The following is an 18,366-nucleotide window of genomic DNA, read 5'->3' as shown; positions in this document are numbered from 1 at the left end:
GGTTCCTGTCGAATGAGACCGGTGAGGTGTTAGGGGGAATCCTAGGGGTCGAAGCGGCGTGTCATCGAGCGTATGCCCGTTTGATCTGGAGAATGTCCAGCCTTTTGAGTGGCTAGCTACCGGAGGACTTGCCCCCCGAACGAGTGGACCCCGTCGCGGCGCCCGCCTTGACCCCGTCCCGGCCGCCGTCGGACTTCGCTCCCGAGGACGGAGTCTCGAAAGACTCCAACGCCTCCAACACGTCCTGGACACGGGAGATCTCGGCATTGATGTTCTCGCGCCTGCGCACCAGGACATCCAGCTCGCGCTTGCCCTCCGAGACGGTCTGCTCGGCCTCCTGCTCGGCCTCGGCCTTGATCCGCTCGGCATCGGCCTTGATCCGCTCCGCCTCCGCGACCAGCGAGGCCTTCTTCTGCTCGGCCTCCTTGAGCAGCGCCTCCGCCTTCTTCACCGCGGCGATACGGACCTTGCTCGCCTCCGAAGTCGCCTCCGAGACCAGCTCCCTGGACTTCTCCTCGGCCTGCGCACGCTGCTCCTCGGCGGCCTTCACCAGCTTGTCGACACGCTCGCCGGCCGTCTTCATCTGCTCGGACGTCTCGCGCCGCGCCCGCTCGTGCAGCTCCTCGATCTCGCCCTCGATCCGGCCGCGCAGCTCCTCCGCCCGCTCCCTTATCGCGGTCGCGTCCGAGCGCGCCCCGACGAGCAGCTCGTCGGCGTCCGTCCGGGCCTTCTCCACCAGCGAGTTGCCCTCGATGGTCGCCTCGGCGACGATCCGCTCGGCCTCCTTGCGGGCCGCGCCGACCATCGTGTCCGCCTGCTCCTCGGCCTCGGTGGTGGCGCGCAGCGCCTCCTCCTGGGCCTTGGCGATCAGCTGGTCGGCCTGCTCGGCGGCGTCCGCGCGCTTCTTCGCGCCCGCCTCGCGGGCCTCGTCGAGCGTCCGGTCGGCCTCCGCGCGCGCCTCGGAGCGCATCTCCTCGGCCGCGGCCTCGGCGTCCGCCTGCACCCGTACCGCCTCGGCGGCGATCCGCTCGGCCTCCGCCGTCGCCTCGCCCACCAGGCTGTCCGCCTGCTCGGCCGCGTCGGCACGCCGCTGGTCGGCCGCCTCGCGCGCCTCGTCGAGGACGCGCGATGCCTCCTCGCCGATCCGCTCCGCCTCCGCCCGGGCCTCGCCGATCAGGCTGTCCGCCTGCTCGGCGGCGTCCGCCCGGCGCTTGTCCGCGGCCTTACGGGCCTCGTCCAGGATCCGGTCGGCGTCCGCGAGCGCGGCACTGCGCAGCGCCTGCGCGTGCGCCTCGCCGTCCACCTTGACCTGCTCGGACTCGGTACGGATCCGCTGCGCGTCCTGCTCGGTCGACTCGAGCAGCTCCGCCGCCTCGGCGGTGATCCGCTCGGCCTCCGCCGTCGCCTCGCCCACCAGGGTGTCGGCCTGTTCGGCGGCGTCCGCGCGCCGCTTGTCCGCGGCCTTGCGGGCCTCGTCGAGGACCTGCTCGCCGTCGGCGCGGGCGGCGGCCCGCAGCGCCTCGGCCTCGGCCTCGCCCTCGGCCTTGACCTGCTCGGCCTCGGCCTTGAGCCGCTCGGCGTCGGCGGTGAGCCGCTCCGCCTCCGCGCTCGCCTCGCGGATGAGCGTGTCGGCCTGTTCGGCGGCGTCCGTGCGCCGCTGGTCGGCCGCCTTGCGGGCCTCGTCGAGGACCTGCTCGCCGTCGGCGCGGGCGGCGGCCCGCAGCGCCTCGGCCTCGGCCTCGCCGTCCGCCTTGACCTGCTCGGCCTCCAGCAGAAGCTGCTCGGCCTCGTTGGCGATCCGCTCGGCCTCCGCGCTTGCCTCGCCGATCAGGGTGTCGGCCTGTTCGGCCGCGTCCGCCCGGCGCTTGTCCGCCGCCTCGCGCGCCTCGTCGAGGACGTGCGACGCCTCCTCGCCGATCCGCTCGGCCTCCGCACGGGCCTCGCCCACGACGGTCTCCGCCTGCGCGGCCGCCTCGGAACGGATCCGGTTGGCGTCCTCGCGGGCGTCCGCACGGGTGCGGGCCGCGTCCTGGTCGGCCGAGGCCAGCGCGTCGGTGACCTCCGTGCGTACCCGCTGCGCGTACTCGGCGGTGTCCGCCCGCAGCTTCTCCGACTCGGCCAGCGCGTCCGCGACGGTCCGCTCGGCCAGCGCCTTGGCGGCCTCGGTCTCCTCCTGCGCGCGCTCGCGGACCCGGTTCGCGTCCTCGGTGGCCCGCTCCCGCTCCGCGTACGCGTCGGCGCGGACCCGGTCCGCCTCCTCCTGTGCCTCGGTACGGGTGCGCTCGGCCGCGTGCTCGGCGGCGCTGCGCAGCCCGGCGATCTCCTCCTCGGCCGTCTCGCGCAGGCCCGAGACCGAGTCCCGCACCTCCTGCGCGGTGGTCTCGGCGGCCGACACCATCTCGGTGGCGCGGGCGTCCGCCTCCGACACCAGGCGCTGTGCCTCGGCCTGCGCCTCCTCGACCCGCTTGCGGGCGGAGGCGAGCAGCTCCTCGCTCTGCTCGCGGGCGACCTCGCGCTCCCGGCCGGCCTCGCCGCGCGCCGACTCCAGGGTCTCCTCGGCCTCCCGGCGGCGCCGGTTGGCCTCCTCCTGGGCGGCGGCGAGCGCCTCGGCGGCCTCGGCGGCCACCCGCTCGGCGGCGGCCGCGGCCTCCGCGCGCACCCGGTCGGCGGTCTCCTGGGCCTCCGACTTCAGCCGCTCGGCCTCGGCGTCGGCCTCCGAACGCACGGTAGCGGCGGCCGACTCGGCCTCGCTCCGGGTCGCCGACGCGTCGGCGGCGGCCTCGGCGCGCAGCCGCTCGGCCTCCGTCTCGGCCTGCGCCTGGAGGGTACGGATCCGCTCGGCGGACTCGGCGCGCAGCCGCTCGGTCTCCTCGGCGGCCTCGCGCCGGATCCGCTCGCCCTCGGTACGGGCGTCGGTCAGCTCCTGGCCGGCCGAGGCGAGCTTGCTCTCGGCCTCGGTGTGCAGCCGGGTCAGCTCCTCGGCGGCCTCGGCCCGGCGCGCCGCGGCGGCCCGCCCGGCCTCCTCGCGCGTCTCGGCGGCCTCGCGGTCGGCCGCGGCCCGTACCGACTCGGCCTGCTCCTCGGCCTCGGCGCGCAGCCGCTCGGCCTCGGCCCGGGTGCGCTCCAGGGTCTCCTCGGCCTGGGTGCGCAGGGTCTGCGCCCGCTCCATGGCCTCGGCGCGCACCCGCTCGCTCTCGGCGCCCGCGCTGCCGCGCAGCTCCTCGGCGTCCTTGCGGGCCTTGGTCAGCAGCTCCTCGGCGGTCTTCGCCGCCTCCTCGATCTGGCCGACGGCCTCGCGCCGGGCCTCGCCGCGGATCCGCTCGCCCTCGGCGATCGCCTCGGCGCGCAGCTGCTCGGCCTCGCCGCGCAGCCGGCGGGCCTCCTCCTGCAGCTCGACCGTCTTGGCGCGGTACTCCTTGGTGTCGTCCTTCGCCGAGCCGAGCAGCTCGTCGGCCTGCTCCTCGGCGGTGGACCGCAGCCGGTCGGCCTCGGTCTCGGCCTCGCGGCGGATCCGCTCGGCCTCCTCGGCGGCCTTGCGGGTGGTCTCCTGGGCGTCCGCGGAGGCCTTGGTGAGGATCTCCTCGGCGCTGCGCGCGGCCTTGGCGAGCGCGGCGGCGGAGTCCTCGGCGGCGACCGTACGGGCCTTGTCGGAGGCCTCGGAGACCAGCTTCTCGGCCTCGGCGGTGGCCTCGCGGAGCTTCTCCTCGGCCTGCTCCTTGAGGGCCTCGGCCTCCTTGGTGGCCTCGCCGACGAGGCGGGCGATCTCGGACTTGGCGGTGCGGGTGCGCGCCTCGTTGACGGACTCGGCGCTCGCGATCTGCTTGGCCGCGGCGTCCTTGGCCTCGGAGAGGGTGCGCTCGGCCTCCACCCGGGCCTCGCGCAGCCTGAGCTCGGCCTCCTGGACGCGGACCTCGGCCGTACGGGACAGCTCGGCGGCCTCGCGGCGGGCCTGGTCCGTCTCGGCGGTGGCGCTGGAGCGCAGCCGCTCGGCGTGGCCGGTGGCCTCCTCGGCCTGGCTGGAGGCGGCGGTGAGCATCCGCTCGGCGTCCTTGCGGGCGCGCAGCAGAATCGCTTCGGCCTCGGCGCGGGCGGTCTCCGCCTCGGTGCCGGAGCGGCGGCGGGTCTCCTCGGCGATCCGGGTGGCCTCCGCGCGGGCGGCGGCGAGCGCCTGCTCGGCCTCGGCCCGGGACTCCTCGAGGAGGCGGCGGGCCTGGGACTCGGTGCGGGCCCGCAGCTGCTCGGCCCACGCCACGTTCTCGTTGACGTGCGACTCGACGGTCTGCCGGCGCTCGCTCAGCTCCTGGTCGAGCTGCTGGCGGCGCTGCACGGCCTCGGTGTGCAGCTCGGCCTGGAGCCGGGCCTGCTGTTCGGCGTGCTCCTGCAGGATCCGCTGCGTCTGGGCGCGGGCCTCGCGCAGCTCGCGCTCGGCGTCCTGGCGCAGCTGCTCGGCCTGCATCTGCGCGTTGCGCAGCAGCTGTTCGGCCTGGTAGCCGATGTCCGCGCTGTCGTAGGCGGGCCTGGACGCGATCGTGCGGCGCGCCTCGTGGAGCTTGGCGCGCAACACCTCGACCTGGTACCCGAGGTCCTCGGCGTGCTGGACGGCCTTCTCTCGCTCCTTCTTCAGCCGGTCCATCTCGGCCTCGAACCGCGAGAGATGGTCGTCTTCAGCTCGGTGGCTCTCCTGGCGTTCGTAGCCCCGCACTGCGCGGTCCATCCTTCCCCGAGCCAGGCGAGCAGGGGAGACCCCAACCCTGGTCGCGACGTTCCGACGAGCACCGTTCACCGGACAGAACGGTCCCCCCGGGGAATCGTGGCAGATCGGACGACCCCGACATCCCGACTTCGCAGCCGCACGCGGACGGCCCCGACCGGCCCCGGCCCGGAGTTGCCCACTCTACCGGGCCGGGAATCCGGAGGTCAGTGCTCCGCTGAGGAGTGGTCAGCGGAGGGCTTCGCCGAAGTGACCAGTTCCGTCAGGACGCCGTGGCAGTCCTTGGGGTGCAGGAAGGTGATGCGGGAGCCCATGGAGCCGATCCGCGGCTCGTCGTAGAGCACCCGGACGCCCTTGCCCCGGATGGCCTCCGAGTCGGCGTCGACGTCGGCCGTGCCGAAGGCGATGTGGTGCACACCCTCGCCGTTCTTCGCCAGCCACTTGCCCACCGCGGAGTCCTCGCGGGTGGGCTCCAGGAGCTGGAGGTAGGAGGCGCCGCCGTCGGAGGTCTCGTTGATCTTGAGCATGGCCTCGCGCACGCCCTGCTCCTCGTTGACCTCCTCGTGGAACACCTCGAAGCCGTAGGTCGCCCGGTAGAACTCCACCGTCTTGTCGAGGTCGAAGCAGGCGATCCCGATGTGGTCGATACGCGTCAGCATGCCTCCAGTGCAGCGCCGACCCGATGGTTACGCAACGTGCGCGCCGTCACACCGGCAGGCCGGTGACCCGGCCCGTCGCGGCTCAGTACATTGAACGTAAACCCTCGTTCACTCCTCATCCCAAGGGGCTGCGCCTCATGTCTGGAACGACCGGTACCACCTCAGTGATCGTCGCGGGCGCCCGCACGCCCATGGGCCGCCTGCTCGGCTCCCTCAAGTCCTTCTCGGGCGCCGACCTCGGCGGATTCGCCATCAAGGCCGCCCTGGACCGGGCCGGCATCGGCGGCGACCAGGTGCAGTACGTGATCATGGGCCAGGTGCTCCAGGCGGGCGCCGGGCAGATCCCCGCCCGCCAGGCCGCCGTCAAGGGCGGCATCCCGATGAACGTCCCCGCGCTCACCGTCAACAAGGTGTGTCTGTCGGGCATGGACGCCATCGCGCTCGCCGACCAGCTGATCCGCGCCGGCGAGTTCGACATCATCGTGGCCGGCGGCCAGGAGTCCATGACGAACGCGCCGCACGCGCTGGCGAAGTCCCGCGAGGGCTTCAAGTACGGCGCGATCGAGATGCTCGACACGATGGCGTACGACGGCCTCACCGACCCCTTCGACGGCATCGCGATGGGCGAGTCCACCGAGAAGCACAACGCCCGCCTCGGCATCCCGCGCGAGGTCCAGGACGAGATCGCCGCGCTGTCGCACCAGCGCGCCGCCGCCGCCCAGAAGAACGGCATCTTCGAGGCCGAGATCACCCCGGTCGAGATCCCGCAGCGCAAGGGCGAGCCCGTCGTCTTCTCCCAGGACGAGGGCATCCGCGGCGAGACCACCGCCGAGTCCCTCGGCAAGCTCCGCCCGGCCTTCGCCAAGGACGGCACCATCACCGCCGGCACCGCCTCGCAGATCTCCGACGGCGCCGCCGCCGTGGTCGTGATGAGCAAGGCCAAGGCGCAGGAGTTGGGCCTGGAGTGGATCGCCGAGATCGGCGCCCACGGCAACGTGGCCGGCCCGGACAACTCGCTCCAGTCGCAGCCGTCCAACGCCATCCTGCACGCCCTCAAGAAGGAGGGCCTGGAGGTCTCCGACCTCGACCTGATCGAGATCAACGAGGCCTTCGCCGCCGTCGCCCACCAGTCAATGAAGGACCTCGGCGTCACCTCCGAAAAGGTGAACGTCAACGGCGGCGCCATCGCGCTCGGCCACCCGCTCGGCATGTCCGGCGCCCGCGTGGTGCTGCACCTGGCCCTGGAGCTCAAGCGCCGCGGCGGCGGCGTGGGCGCGGCGGCCCTGTGCGGCGGCGGCGGCCAGGGCGACGCCCTGATCGTGAAGGTCCCCGGCAAGTAACGGGCAAGTGATCCGTCACCTCAAGGAGCAGCGCACATGGTGGACGTTCCCGCACTGGTCGACCAGGCACGGGAGGGCCGGCCGCGCGCCGTGGCCCGGCTGATCTCGCTGGTGGAGGGGGCGTCCCCGCAGCTGCGCGAGGTGATGGCGGCACTGGCGCCGCTGACCGGCAACGCCTACGTGGTGGGCCTGACCGGCTCGCCCGGCGTCGGCAAGTCGACCTCGACCTCGGCGCTCGTCGCCGCGTACCGCAGGGCCGGCAAGCGAGTCGGCGTGCTCGCCGTCGACCCGTCCTCGCCGTTCAGCGGCGGGGCGCTGCTCGGCGACCGGGTGAGGATGTCGGAGCACGCCTCCGACCCGGGCGTCTACATCCGCTCCATGGCCACCCGCGGACACCTCGGCGGCCTCGCCTGGTCCGCCCCGCAGGCCATCCGCGTCCTGGACGCGGCCGGCTGCGAGGTGATCCTGGTGGAGACCGTCGGCGTCGGCCAGTCCGAGGTCGAGATCGCCTCCCAGGCCGACACCTCGGTGGTGCTCCTCGCCCCGGGCATGGGCGACGGCATCCAGGCCGCCAAGGCGGGCATCCTGGAGATCGGCGACGTGTACGTGGTCAACAAGGCCGACCGGGACGGCGCGGACGCCACCGCGCGCGAGCTCAACCACATGCTGGGCCTCGGCGAGGCCCGCGCGCCCGGCGACTGGCGCCCCCCGATCGTCAAGACCGTCGCCGCCCGCGGCGAGGGCGTCGACGAGGTCGTGGAGGCCCTGGAGAAGCACCGCGCCTGGATGGAGGAGCACGGGGTACTGGCGGAGCGGCGCCGGGCCCGGGCGGCCCGCGAGGTCGAGACGATCGCCGTCACGGCCCTGCGGGAGCGGATCGGCGACCTGCGCGGCGACCGCCGGCTCGACGCGCTCGCCGAGCGCATCACGGCCGGCGAGCTCGACCCGTACGCGGCCTCGGACGAGCTGATCGCCAGCCTGACGGGCAACTAGGGCCTGTCCGGCGGATCAGACACGGCCTAGGCGTGACGCGTACGGGTCGGGCCCGGCACCCTCTCAGGGGCGCCGGGCCCGACCCGTACCGGCTGTGCGGCTGCCTACGGCTTGCCGCGGCGGCCGCGCAGCTGCTCGGCGACCGGCTTCAGCGTCTCGTGGAGGTCGGTGAGCGCCTCCGGGCCGATCTGGTCGATGAAGTGCCTGCGCACCGACTCGACGTGGTGCGGGGCGACCTTGTGCATGGTCGCCATGCCCTCGTCCGTCAGCACCGCGTAGAGCCCGCGCCGGTCGGACTCGCAGTTCTCACGGCGCACCAGGCCGGCGTTCTCCATCCGGGTGATCTGGTGGGAGAGCCGGCTCTTGGACTGCAGGGTGGCGGTGGCCAGGTCGCTCATGCGCAGCCGCCGCTCGGCCGACTCCGAGAGATGCACGAGGATCTCGTAGTCGTTCATCGTCAGGCCGAAGGGCTGGAGGTCCTTCTCCAACTGGTACGTCAGCATTCTGTTGACGTCCAGGAAGGTGCGCCAGGCGCACTGCTCTGCGTCCGTGAGCCAGGGGGTGGCGGTCTCGGTCTCCATATATGGATTCTACCTAAGAAGTTGAAAACTTGACGAATGCTGGGAGTGTGTTCGACGCGTCACGCTCCGCAGACTACCGCTCACAGACCGAAGCGACGCTGCAGGTCCCCCAGCTGGCCGGGAAGACGCGGTACCGACCCCATCTGGTTCTGGCCGGATCCATGCGATCCCGGCACCCCGTGACCGGCGCCCGGCACACCCGGCGCCGCGCCCACCTCACCGATCGCCCGCTCCGGCATCAGCAGCTCCGTGGACTGCAACAGCACCGTGCCCGCCCCGACGAACTCGAACTGGTGCTCCTCACCCGACGAGCCGCCGATGCCCGTGAGGGCGCGCACACCGCCCATCACGCCGGTCAGATAGCCGTGATCGTAATGGTGGCAGGGGGAGGGGCAGTCCGCCCAGCCGACCAGAGCCTGCGGATCCACCCGCAGCGGCGGCTCCATGAAGACCACCGGACCGTTCGACGCCGCCACGAACTTCCCCGTACCGATCAGCGTCACGAAGCCCGGCACGATCGACTGCTTCAGCGCCAGCGAGGGCTGGTACGCGAGCAGATTGCCCGAACGGATCGTCAGGTTGCCCTCGTCCAGGTCGTACGAGTTCACGTCGAACGCCCGGTCCGCGAGCAGCATCTTCCCGCTGCCCTCCGCCACCACCCAGTCGCTCGCGTGCAGCGGCGAGTGGAACGAGGTCCGCACCAGCCGGTCGAGCCGGCCGTGACCGATCCCGTTGAACTCGATCCGCCCGTAGTAGGCGATCATCTTGCCCTTCTGCAGAAACCACTGGGAGCCCTTCAGCTCCACGCAGAAGGTGTACGGATTGACGTTGTCGTCCGACGGCAGCGTCATCGGGTCGTAGACCACAGGGGTGCTCACAGCTTCTCCTCCGACGCCTGGACGTACACCGCGCCACTGCCGCTCAGCTCCAGCTGGAACGCCTCGCCCGAGCCGCGGCCCACCATGTCCCGCCAGCCCAGCGCCGTGGACAGCTTGTTGCGCACGTCGCCGTGGTGCGCCACGTACGCCTGCGGGTCGACGTGCACCGGCCGGCCCGGCGTGATCGGCAGCTCGATCACCCCGCCGTGCGCCATCACGGCCACCGAGCCGTGACCCCTGAGGGTCGTGGTGAACAGGCCCTGGCCGGTCACCTGGCCGCGCACCATGCCCATCACGCCGCCCTGCGAGCCCATGAACATGGTGCCCTGCTCCAGGGTGCCGTCGAAGGCGAGCAGCCGGTCGGCCTCCACGTAGAGGGTGTCGCCGGTCAGCGCGATCACCTGGATGTGGTGACCGCCGTGCCCGAACATCACGGTGCCGCTGCCCTCGACGGTCATCAGCGGGGTCGCCTCGCCGGCCACCCGGCGCCCGATCATCGACATCAGACCGCCCTGGCCGCCGGCGATGTTCGGCGTGAAAGTGACGTCGCCGCGGTACGCCAGCATGGCGCCACGCTGACTGAAGAGCCGCTGCCCCGGGATCACCGTGGCCTCGATCATCTTGGAGTTGATCTCGCGGAACGGCATCAGACGTCACCCCCGATCGTGTTCCGCTCGGACGGCTGGACGTACACGAGTCCGTCACCTTCGAAGCGGATCTGGAACGCCTCGCCGCCGCCCTCGCCCAGGAAGGTGCGGAAGGTCACACCGGACTGGAAGCTCTGCTGGAGGTTGCCCTGGTGGGCTATGTACGCGCCGGGGTCGACGGACAGCGGGTACTGCGGGCTCACCCGGAGCACCACCGCCGGACCGTCGGACATGATCGCGGCCTGGCCGGTGCCCTCGACGGTCGTGGTGAACAGACCGTTGCCCGTCGCACCGCCGCGCAACCCGGTGAAGGTCGTGCCGGTGCGCAGCCCGGCGTCGGTGCAGAGCAGGTTGCTCGCCTCCACCCACAGCTTGTCGCCGTGCAGTTGGACGAGGTTGATCTCGGAGGCGCGGTCGGCGAACCAGCAGGTGCCCTGCCCGCGGACCTCCATCACCTCCATCTGCTCACCGGTCAGCCGGCGCGTGACCATGCCGCGCAGGCCCTCACCGCCGCCGGACATCTTCTTGAAGGCCATCTGGCCGTCGTAGGCGACCATCGAGCCGTTTTTCGCCTTCACGGCGTCGCCGGTCATGGTCACGGCGAGCACTTTGCTGCCTTGGAGTCGGAACGTTGCCACGGAGGGAAGGTACTGGCCCCCCGGATAAAGGGACAGCAAAGTCGCCGTGCACAATGGAACGGCCCTTGTGCATCCGTTCACAAGATCCGAACGAAGGTGACCCCTCCCGTGGACATCAAGACCGCCTCCTCCCTGCACCGGCTCCGGCTCGTCTCCGCCCCGGAAGCAGTGTCGTTCCTGCTGCTCCTGGTCTGCTCGGTGCTGAAGCGGACCACGGACTTCAACGCGGTGCCGGTCATGGGTGCGATCCACGGCATCCTCTTCATCCTCTACGTGCTCTTCTGGCTGGACGCCTGGAACAAGACCAAGTGGAGCTTCGGCACGGCCGCCCTCTACTTCGTCCTCTCCGTGCTGCCCTTCGGCGGCTTCGTCGCCGAGCGCAAGCTGAAGCGCGAGGCCGAGGCCGCGGTCATCGCGTCCCGCGCCCGCCGCGAGGGAGTGGTGAACGCATAACCTTCCCCCGTGTGGATGGCCGAGGTTCCTGCGGATCGTGCCGTAGGAACCTCTGGCGTCAGCCCCAGGCCACGGTCAGGCGGTCGGTCATCTGCTTTGGGTGGAGCGTCACCCGCAACCTCAGGCCCGCCAGGAGGCGGGACCGGGCCGGGATGTCGTACGACTCCCATGCCTGGGCCATCGTTCGCCCGGTGTCCACCTGGACTTCCCGGACCTCGGGGGCATGTGCGGCCCTCAGCCGGGCGTATGTGTCTTCGAGGTCCTGGGTCAAGCTCTCGAGCGTCCCCGACATCAGCGGGCCGGCGGTGGCCATACGTGCGGCCAGGCGCTTTGCCTGCTCCTTCGCTTCGAGCAGCTCGGCGGACAAGTCGTTGCCACCCTCCAGCCGAATGACGGTCTCGGCGCGGGACGCGAATCTCGTCAGGAACTCCGTCTCCACACGGCCGTCCAGCGTCGCCGCGTAGATGGTGACGTGGCCCGCCTTGCAGCGGTACAGGGGGATGCCCTTGTCCGACGTGCCGCCATTCAGCTTCCCGGCGCATCGGTGGCAGAACGCCATGCCGGAGCACATGAGGGTGGCGCGGCGCGGGGCGCGACCCTGGCCTGTGGCCAGGGTCAGCAGGCGCTCATGGACGGCGCGCAACTCGACAGAGGAGAGGATCTCCTCTGCGAATTTCATGGGAGTTATGCCGTCCGGCTCGCGGACCAGTTCGCCCTTGTGTGTTCGTTGACCCCGCAGCGTGGGTGATTTCAGGAGCCGTCGCCACTGAGGCTCTGACAGGCCCGTCATGCGTGCTGTGGCGGCCACCGTGGACCCGTTGACCAGAGCCGTGACAGCTTTGCGGATCTTTCCGGCTTGGCTTTCGTCGATGGCGAGGAAGGCGGCGCCGTCCCGCCGCTCGATGCGGTAGCCGAACGGCGGACGGCCCGAGGACCAACGGCCTTGACCCCGGCGTGTGGCGTGCCCGTCGGTGATGCGGGACGCGATCATGTTGCGCTCCCACTCGGCAAGCGCGGCCAGGGCCGCCGCCACCAGACGCCCGGTCGGCGTTGTTGTGTCGACGACGTGGTCGGTGGTGGCAATCGACGTGCCATGAGCTTCGGCCCAGGCGGCCAGCCGCAGGAACTCGGACACGGACCTGGTCAAGCGGTCCAGCTTCCAAGCCACAACCACGGTGGGGCGTGCGGCGATCAGGGCGGCCATACCCTTCCGTGCTTCCAGCGGTTTCGTGCCGGACGTCCCGGTGTCGACGTACTCAAGGGCATCCGCCGGGTCGTACCCGTGGGCGAGTAACCAGCGGTGAGTGGAGGACCTCTGGGTTTGAAGGCTCGCGCTGTCGTCGGACTCGCGTGACAGCCGTAGGTAGACGGCGACGACCGGCCGTTGTTCGGTCCGGTGCGATGGCGCGACTGACGGAGAAGGCCGAGACAACGGAGCGGCCCTACCCGCGGTGGTGGCGTCGGTCATGGGGTGCTGCCGTTGATCGATACGGCGCGGATGTTGTCCGCCGCCGTGGTCCACTCGACACCGGACGCCGGCCGGATGTGCGCCAGGCGAACCGGGCGGCCGCCGTCCTGAAGCTCGTGGGTGACGGCGGTGAGCCGTCCCACGCCGCGCGAGGCGACGTCGCGGACCAGTGTGTTCAGTAGCGGGTGCCGCTCGTAGCCGTCGGCGCCGACTGAGTGAAGGGCGCCTTCCTCTCCGGCGTGGTCCTGGCCGCGGCGCATGAACCGTTCCCATCCGTCGGCCGCCCGTAAGCGCAGGGTCCGGCTCGGTTCGCCGATGCGGGGTTCCTCGGGTGGCGTGGGCATGCGGATCCTCCTTCCGGCCGGCGAAGCGCACCGTACGTATGCCTGCCGTCGGAATTAGACTGGACCGGTGGACCGGTCCAGTCAATCCCCGTGACCCATCGAATAGTTGTCCGTGCGCTCCCACACTCCCTCGGGTGTCAGGCCCTCCTCGCAGACCAGTGGCCGGTCTTGCGCGTCGTACGCCGTGTGCAGCACCACGGCGACGGCGCACGGGCGCTTCACCCGAAGCTGTTCCGCTTCGGCGCTGGTCACCAGCCGGACCGAGGTGACGTCCACGCCCCGGACCGGGCCCCGACCGGTCGTGCGCCGGACGTAGTGGGTGGTTCCTTCGGCGATCGGACCGTTCTGGTGCAGCCGAGGGCAGGCCTCGGCGATGTCGGGCGGGAACCAGGCCGTGGTGAGGGAGTGCGGTCGACCGTCGTCCAGCAGAGTCAACCGGGCGCGGTGCAGGGCGCGTACGCCGCTCCCCAGCCCCAAGACTTCGGCGACGTGGGAGGGCGGCACCAGCAACTCCGGCACGCCGAGGCGCTTGAACGGCATCCCTCCCTGAATGCGGCTGGTGCCGGGGCCGCGCCCGCCGGCCGGCCTGGCCACCGGGGTTTCCACGACCGAGAATCCGCGCCCCTGGTGGGGCGTCACCAGACCGTCGGCGCGGAGTGTCTCCATGGCTTTGATGGCCGTCGCCCGCGAGACGCCCCACTGCTCGCACAGGTCGCGGCTGGAGGGGAGGAGGGAGCCCGGTTCGAACTCCCCGTCGGCGATGCGGCGGCGCAGGCTCTCGGCGATCTGCTCGTACTTCAGTAGAGGCATGTCCGTTCCCTGGTGTGTGACGCTGACCGGTTGACCGGTCAGGCTAGGGGGCTGTTACCTCGCACCGCCAGCGGTCACAATCGCCACCATGTCCACACCTTCCGTAGGTCCCGAGATCATCGCCTTCTACAGCGAGACCATCAACGAGTCCGAGCGGCTGACCGGCAGCGCCGACGGGGTCCTTGAGATGGTCCGTACTCAGGAACTGCTGCGACGGCACCTGCCGGACGCGCCGGCCCGGATCCTCGACATCGGCGGAGGGCCCGGCGCACACGCCCGATGGCTGATCGAGGACGGTTACGACGTCGAGCTCGTCGACCCGGTCCCGCGCCACGTCGAGGAGGCGTCCGCGCTGGGGATTCCGTCCACGCTCGGGGATGCCCGGGCGTTGGGCGCGCCTGACGACTCGTACGACGTGGCGCTCGTGCTCGGTCCGCTGTACCACCTGCTCGACCACGACGACCGCATTCGCGCGCTGCGCGAGGCGGCCCGGGTCGTCCGCCCCGGAGGTCTGGTCGCGGCGGCGGCCATCGGCCGCTACGCCTCGCTCTTCGAGCATGTCGCCACCACCATGCTCACGGTCGACCGCGTTCGCGACGCCGTGGCCGACATCCTCGTCACGGGCGTCCACGCGCCTGGCCGTAAGGGGTTCACCAGCTCGTACTTCCATACGGGCGAAGGCCTGGCCGCCGAACTGGACGAGGCCGGTCTGACGGACCCGGTCGTCTTCGGGATCGAAGGGCCGGTGTGGTCCGCGCTCAAGGCGACGGAACAATACGCCAAGGAGAGCGTGGTCGGAACGGCGATGTTCCAGGCCGCCCTGACGGCCGCCCGCCTTGCGGAGCCCCACCCGGACCTGCTCTCGGCGAGCTCCCACATGCTCGCTGTCGCCACCGTCTAGCGCGGTGCGCGGGCCTCCACGGCGGCGACGGCGCGTGTCACGGACGGCCTGACGAAGAAGGTCGAGACGGTGGAGCGGCACCTGGCCGACTGAGGCCGGCACTCGTGACGTGACGTCGATCCGCGAGTGCCGGGCGGCTCATCGCCGACGCGTACGGGCGTGGCTGGACGTCTGCGCCCGTGGGACCTGGTGCACACTGCCGACATGGCCGAGGACGAGGCGCGGCTCAGCCCTCCTGAGTCGTTGTTGCAGTTGATCGACAATCTCGCGCGGTTCCATCGCGAGCATGAGGAGTACTACTCGCAGGCACCGTTGCGGCAGGCCGGCGAGCTGCAGGAGCGGTCCCGGGCGCTGAGGACGCTGGCCGACCGGTGGAGCGTGGTCGGCGTGGGCGAACAGGCGCCGGGCGCCTCGTTCGCCGGCACGGAGGACCTCAACGCCCCCGGGCTCGTCGCGACGTCGGGGATCCTCTTCATGGAAGGGGAGGGCGAGCCGGTCGAACTGCGGCGGCTGAAGCGTGAGGTCGGCCTGGTCGCGGATGACGTAGAGCAGACGGGTGCCTGGCTGGCCGGTGCGATGGAGCAGGCGTGGGAGATCGCCGGAGGTCTGGCTGCCTACCCGGCGCTGGCCGACCTGCTCGGGGAGCGGCATCGGATCATCGCCAACGACTGGCAGTCCGCGGGCCTTCAGGTCCTGGTCGCCCGGCTGCTGCGGCGTGCTCTCGACCTGCTGGCCCGCATCGACTTCGCTCCGAGGGCGCTGCGGGCCGACCTGGGCGGCGACCGGACGGCCCCCGCCTACCTCTATTCGGCTTCCGAGCTGCTGGACCGGGCGGCCGATCTGATGACGGAGTCGGCGACGCTGGTGCATGACAACGAGCGGCGCTGGCGTGTCTTCCGCGCCCGAGTGCGTGCGTTGCGGTCCACGAAACCGGGTCCGCTCGACGCCTGAACAGGGGACGGCGTCACGCGCCTCGGGCCGGCTCCGTGGTCACCGTGTCGACGTGCTCGCCGAGCCGCTGGAGCAGCGTCATGAGCGTGCCGAACTCCTCGCGCGACAGGCACTGCGTGATCCGGGTGCGCAGGGCGGCGACCTGGGCGGCGATGCGGCGGTGGGCCGCGTGGCCCTCGTCGGTGAGGGTCACCGTGGTGTCGGGGGCGAGGACGGTCCAGCCGCGGGCGGTCAGGGCGTCGACCCGGGGCCGTACGGTCGGGGCGGTGGGGGAGAGAAAGGGCGCGAGGGACTCGTCGATCCGGCTCAGGGGGACCGGTTCGTACGAGACGGTGTTGAGGATCTGCCAGTCGCGGCGGGTCAGGCCCTCCTCGGCGAAGAGGCGGGCCATGGCGCCTTCGATCGCGCCGTCGATGTGCTTCAGCCAGTGGCCGAGCGGGCGCTGCGTGCGGACGTCTTCCATGGTGCGTGCACCCCGATCCCTGTAGATCCCCGTAGATCCCCGTAGATCCATGTCGTTTTACAACAGTTGTAAACTAGCATGCATGTCGGACAAGGAACAGCGGGAAGCCCTCACCGCCGTCGAGCGCGCCATGGTGGCCATCCGCCGCAGCCAGACCCGCCGCTCCCTCGGGCGCCTCGCCCCGCCCGGCGGCGAGGACCGGCCCGTCGACCCCACCCTCTTCGGCGTCCTCGACGCCGTCGAGGAGCGTGACGGGGCCTGCTCCGTCTCGGACGTCGCCGCCGCCCTCGGGGCGGACCAGCCCCGGGCCAGCCGCCTCGTGCTCCGCGCCGCCGAGGAGGGCTGGCTGACCCGCGCCCCCGACCCCGCCGACGCCCGCCGCACCCTGCTCGCCCTCACGCCCGAGGGCCGGGGCCGGCTCGACCGCACCCGCCGCCTCCGTGAGGAGGTCTTCGCCCGCGCGATGACGGGCTGGCCGGACGCCGACCGGGTGGAGTTCGCCCGGCTGCTCACCGCCTTCGTCGAGGGCTTCGGACGGGAGGTCGGCTCGGCTCCCCGGGTCGCCCGTCACCCGTCGCGCCCAGAGGATCGCGGTCTCTGAAAACCCCTCACTCGGACGCTTCCAGTCGACACGCCGATGAATGTCCCTTTTTGTAGGGCTATCGACAGGTTCGACGACAGCTGGAGGCACCGTGCGGCCGGGAGGCTACGACTACGACACCTACAGCCGACTCGCCGGTCCCCTCACGGAACCGGATCAGGCGAACGGGCCCTACCAGGTGCGGTACCGGAGTCTGCTCTCGAAGGAGCCGCACCGAATACGAGCCGTCCTCCTCATGGGGCTCGCCCCGCTCCTGTCGGCACTGCTGCTCGCGTACCTCGTGTGGCCCACCCACTGGACCGTGCGCGAGGGGGACGACGTCTGGCGGGTGCCGTACGACACGGTCATGCTCGTGGCGATCGGGCTGATCTGCTTCTTCATGCTGGTGAACGTCACCTCGATCGCGCACGCCACCCTCGTCGCCCGTGACCCGATACCCGTGCACGCCGAGCCCGGCACCCGGGTCGCCTTCCTCACCACGTACGTGCCCGGCAAGGAGCCGCTCTCCATGGTCCGGGCCACCCTCGAAGGGGCCGTGCGGCTGCGGCACGACGGGCCGCTCGACGTGTGGCTGCTCGACGAGGGCGACGACGCCGACGCCAAGGCGCTCTGCGAGGAGCTCGGGGTCCGCCACTTCACCCGGGCCGGTGTGCCCGAGTGGAACCGCAGGAAGGGCGTCCACAAGGCCCGCACCAAGCACGGCAACTACAACGCCTGGCTCGCCATGCACGGCGACGCCTACGAGTTCTTCGCCTCGGTCGACACCGACCACGTGCCGCTGCCCAACTTCCTGGAGCGGATGCTCGGCTACTTCCGCGACCCCGACATCGCCTTCGTCGTCGGCCCGCAGGTGTACGGCAACTACACCTCCGCCGTCACCAAGGCCGCCGAGTCGCAGCAGTTCCTCTTCCACGCGCTCATCCAGCGGGCCGGCAACCGCTACCGCACCCCCATGTTCGTCGGCACCAACAACATCGTGCGGATCTCCGCCCTCCGGCAGATCGGCGGCCTGTACGACTCCATCACCGAGGACATGGCCACCGGCTTCGAGCTGCACCGCCGCCGCAACCCGCTGACCGGCCGCTTCTGGCGTTCGGTCTACACCCCGGACGTGCTCGCCGTGGGGGAGGGACCGGCCTCCTGGACCGACTTCTTCACCCAGCAGCTGCGCTGGTCCCGCGGGACCTACGAGACGCTGCTCAGGCAGTACTGGAAGGCACCCTTCCGGACCCCGCCCGGACGGCTCCTCAACTACACGCTGATGCTCGTCTACTACCCGATGACGGCCGTCAACTGGCTCCTCGGCATCCTCTCCTGTGTCCTCTTCCTGTGGCTCGGCGCCTCCGGCACCCAGGTCTCCTCCTCGGTCTGGCTGATGATCTACAGCGACGCCGTCGCCCTGCAGATCGGTCTCTACCTCTGGAACCGCCGCCACAACGTCTCGCCCCACGAACCCGAGGGCTCCGGCGGCCTCGCCGGCATGGCGATGTCCGCGATCTCCGCGCCGATCTACCTCAAGTCGCTGGGCTCCGCGCTCCTCCGCACCCGCGGCCGGTTCGTGGTCACCCCCAAGGGCGGCGAGGCCAGCCCCGACCGCATCCTCACCTTCCGGATCCATCTCTACTGGGCCGCGATCCTCGTCGCCTCCCTCGTCGCCTCCGTCCACTTCGGCCACACCCATGTGGCCATGCGCACCTGGGCGGTGCTCGCCCTGGTCATCGCGCTCGCCCCGATCACGGTGTGGGCGTTCACCAGCCGCCGCGACCGGCACCGGCTGCGGGTGCGCGCCGCCGCCCGGGCCAGGGCCCGCGCCCGCGGCCGTACGGACGCCGCCGAGGGCCTCACCCGCGTCTCCGCCCCGGCCCCCGCCGGCACCGGACCGAAGCCCGCCGCCGCGCCCGCGCCCACGACGACCGGAGGGAACTGAG

General features: G+C 71.6%; 17 protein-coding genes. 7 read left to right on the top strand and 10 right to left on the bottom strand.

What is annotated here, in order from left to right:
• Positions 1-112: 112 nt before the first annotated feature.
• Together scy and mce are read right to left on the bottom strand one after the other, a co-directional pair.
• Complete coding sequence (scy, locus tag AB0M18_RS04025) at positions 113-4,714, bottom strand: polarized growth protein Scy (RefSeq protein ID WP_365755221.1); 4,602 nt, start codon at positions 4,712-4,714, stop codon at positions 113-115.
• Between the two features lie 203 nt (positions 4,715-4,917).
• A complete protein-coding gene (gene mce, locus AB0M18_RS04020) occupies positions 4,918-5,370 on the bottom strand; it encodes a methylmalonyl-CoA epimerase (RefSeq protein WP_265864808.1) in 453 nt (150 codons plus the stop codon).
• Positions 5,371-5,507: 137 nt separating this feature from the next.
• On the opposite strand from mce, the gene AB0M18_RS04015 reads away from it, so the two are divergent.
• Entirely contained in the window at positions 5,508-6,710 is a 1,203-nt protein-coding gene (locus AB0M18_RS04015) for an acetyl-CoA C-acetyltransferase (RefSeq protein ID WP_365755220.1), read from the top strand.
• 36 nt (positions 6,711-6,746) lie between these two features.
• Positions 6,747-7,703, top strand: coding sequence for a methylmalonyl Co-A mutase-associated GTPase MeaB (gene meaB / locus AB0M18_RS04010; protein WP_365755219.1), 957 nt, complete (start codon positions 6,747-6,749; stop codon positions 7,701-7,703).
• Between the two features lie 104 nt (positions 7,704-7,807).
• On the opposite strand, the gene AB0M18_RS04005 is transcribed toward meaB, so the two are convergent.
• From AB0M18_RS04005 to AB0M18_RS03990, 4 genes are all read right to left on the bottom strand, one after another.
• Positions 7,808-8,284, bottom strand: a complete 477-nt coding sequence (locus AB0M18_RS04005) for a MarR family transcriptional regulator (RefSeq protein ID WP_365755218.1) — start codon at positions 8,282-8,284, stop codon at positions 7,808-7,810.
• An 80-nt stretch (positions 8,285-8,364) separates the two neighbouring features.
• Positions 8,365-9,162, bottom strand: a complete 798-nt coding sequence (locus tag AB0M18_RS04000) for an AIM24 family protein (protein WP_365755217.1) — start codon at positions 9,160-9,162, stop codon at positions 8,365-8,367.
• Positions 9,159-9,809 carry an AIM24 family protein gene (locus AB0M18_RS03995; RefSeq protein ID WP_365755216.1) on the bottom strand — a complete coding sequence of 217 codons (651 nt, stop codon included), beginning with the start codon at positions 9,807-9,809 and terminating at the stop codon, positions 9,159-9,161. Before AB0M18_RS03995 ends, AB0M18_RS04000 begins: the two co-directional genes overlap by 4 nt.
• Positions 9,809-10,447, bottom strand: coding sequence for an AIM24 family protein (locus AB0M18_RS03990; protein WP_265864803.1), 639 nt, complete (start codon positions 10,445-10,447; stop codon positions 9,809-9,811). Before AB0M18_RS03990 ends, AB0M18_RS03995 begins: the two co-directional genes overlap by 1 nt.
• A gap of 108 nt (positions 10,448-10,555) precedes the next feature.
• On the opposite strand from AB0M18_RS03990, the gene AB0M18_RS03985 reads away from it, so the two are divergent.
• Positions 10,556-10,900, top strand: coding sequence for a DUF3817 domain-containing protein (locus AB0M18_RS03985; protein WP_265864802.1), 345 nt, complete (start codon positions 10,556-10,558; stop codon positions 10,898-10,900).
• A 58-nt stretch (positions 10,901-10,958) separates the two neighbouring features.
• Here the strand turns inward: AB0M18_RS03985 and AB0M18_RS03980 are convergent, their stop codons facing one another.
• The 3 genes from AB0M18_RS03980 to AB0M18_RS03970 form a co-directional block, all read right to left on the bottom strand.
• Positions 10,959-12,332: a recombinase family protein gene (locus tag AB0M18_RS03980; RefSeq protein WP_365755483.1), complete on the bottom strand. Its 1,374-nt coding sequence runs from the start codon at positions 12,330-12,332 to the stop codon at positions 10,959-10,961.
• A 32-nt stretch (positions 12,333-12,364) separates the two neighbouring features.
• Entirely contained in the window at positions 12,365-12,712 is a 348-nt protein-coding gene (locus tag AB0M18_RS03975) for a hypothetical protein (RefSeq protein WP_365755215.1), read from the bottom strand.
• Positions 12,713-12,793: 81 nt separating this feature from the next.
• Positions 12,794-13,522: a GntR family transcriptional regulator gene (locus AB0M18_RS03970; protein ID WP_365755214.1), complete on the bottom strand. Its 729-nt coding sequence runs from the start codon at positions 13,520-13,522 to the stop codon at positions 12,794-12,796.
• An 88-nt stretch (positions 13,523-13,610) separates the two neighbouring features.
• On the opposite strand from AB0M18_RS03970, the gene AB0M18_RS03965 reads away from it, so the two are divergent.
• The gene (locus AB0M18_RS03965; protein WP_365755213.1) at positions 13,611-14,423 is read left to right on the top strand and encodes a class I SAM-dependent methyltransferase; all 813 of its coding nucleotides are present in this window, start codon (positions 13,611-13,613) and stop codon (positions 14,421-14,423) included.
• 204 nt (positions 14,424-14,627) lie between these two features.
• Positions 14,628-15,374 (top strand): hypothetical protein, encoded by a 747-nt coding sequence (locus tag AB0M18_RS03960; RefSeq protein ID WP_365755212.1) that lies wholly within the window; start codon positions 14,628-14,630, stop codon positions 15,372-15,374.
• A gap of 13 nt (positions 15,375-15,387) precedes the next feature.
• Here the strand turns inward: AB0M18_RS03960 and AB0M18_RS03955 are convergent, their stop codons facing one another.
• Positions 15,388-15,837 (bottom strand): hypothetical protein, encoded by a 450-nt coding sequence (locus AB0M18_RS03955; RefSeq protein WP_365755211.1) that lies wholly within the window; start codon positions 15,835-15,837, stop codon positions 15,388-15,390.
• Between the two features lie 82 nt (positions 15,838-15,919).
• Here AB0M18_RS03955 and AB0M18_RS03950 point away from each other — a divergent pair, with 82 nt between their 5' ends.
• Together AB0M18_RS03950 and AB0M18_RS03945 are read left to right on the top strand one after the other, a co-directional pair.
• The gene (locus AB0M18_RS03950) at positions 15,920-16,438 is read left to right on the top strand and encodes a MarR family winged helix-turn-helix transcriptional regulator (protein ID WP_365755210.1); all 519 of its coding nucleotides are present in this window, start codon (positions 15,920-15,922) and stop codon (positions 16,436-16,438) included.
• Between the two features lie 91 nt (positions 16,439-16,529).
• Positions 16,530-18,365 carry a cellulose synthase catalytic subunit gene (locus AB0M18_RS03945; protein WP_365755209.1) on the top strand — a complete coding sequence of 612 codons (1,836 nt, stop codon included), beginning with the start codon at positions 16,530-16,532 and terminating at the stop codon, positions 18,363-18,365.
• The last annotated feature ends 1 nt before the right edge of the window (position 18,366 follow it).

This window comes from Streptomyces sp. NPDC051909 (genome assembly GCF_040681095.1).
Taxonomy (GTDB): Bacteria; Actinomycetota; Actinomycetes; order Streptomycetales; family Streptomycetaceae; genus Streptomyces.
This window is presented reverse-complemented; position numbering and strand designations above follow the sequence as displayed.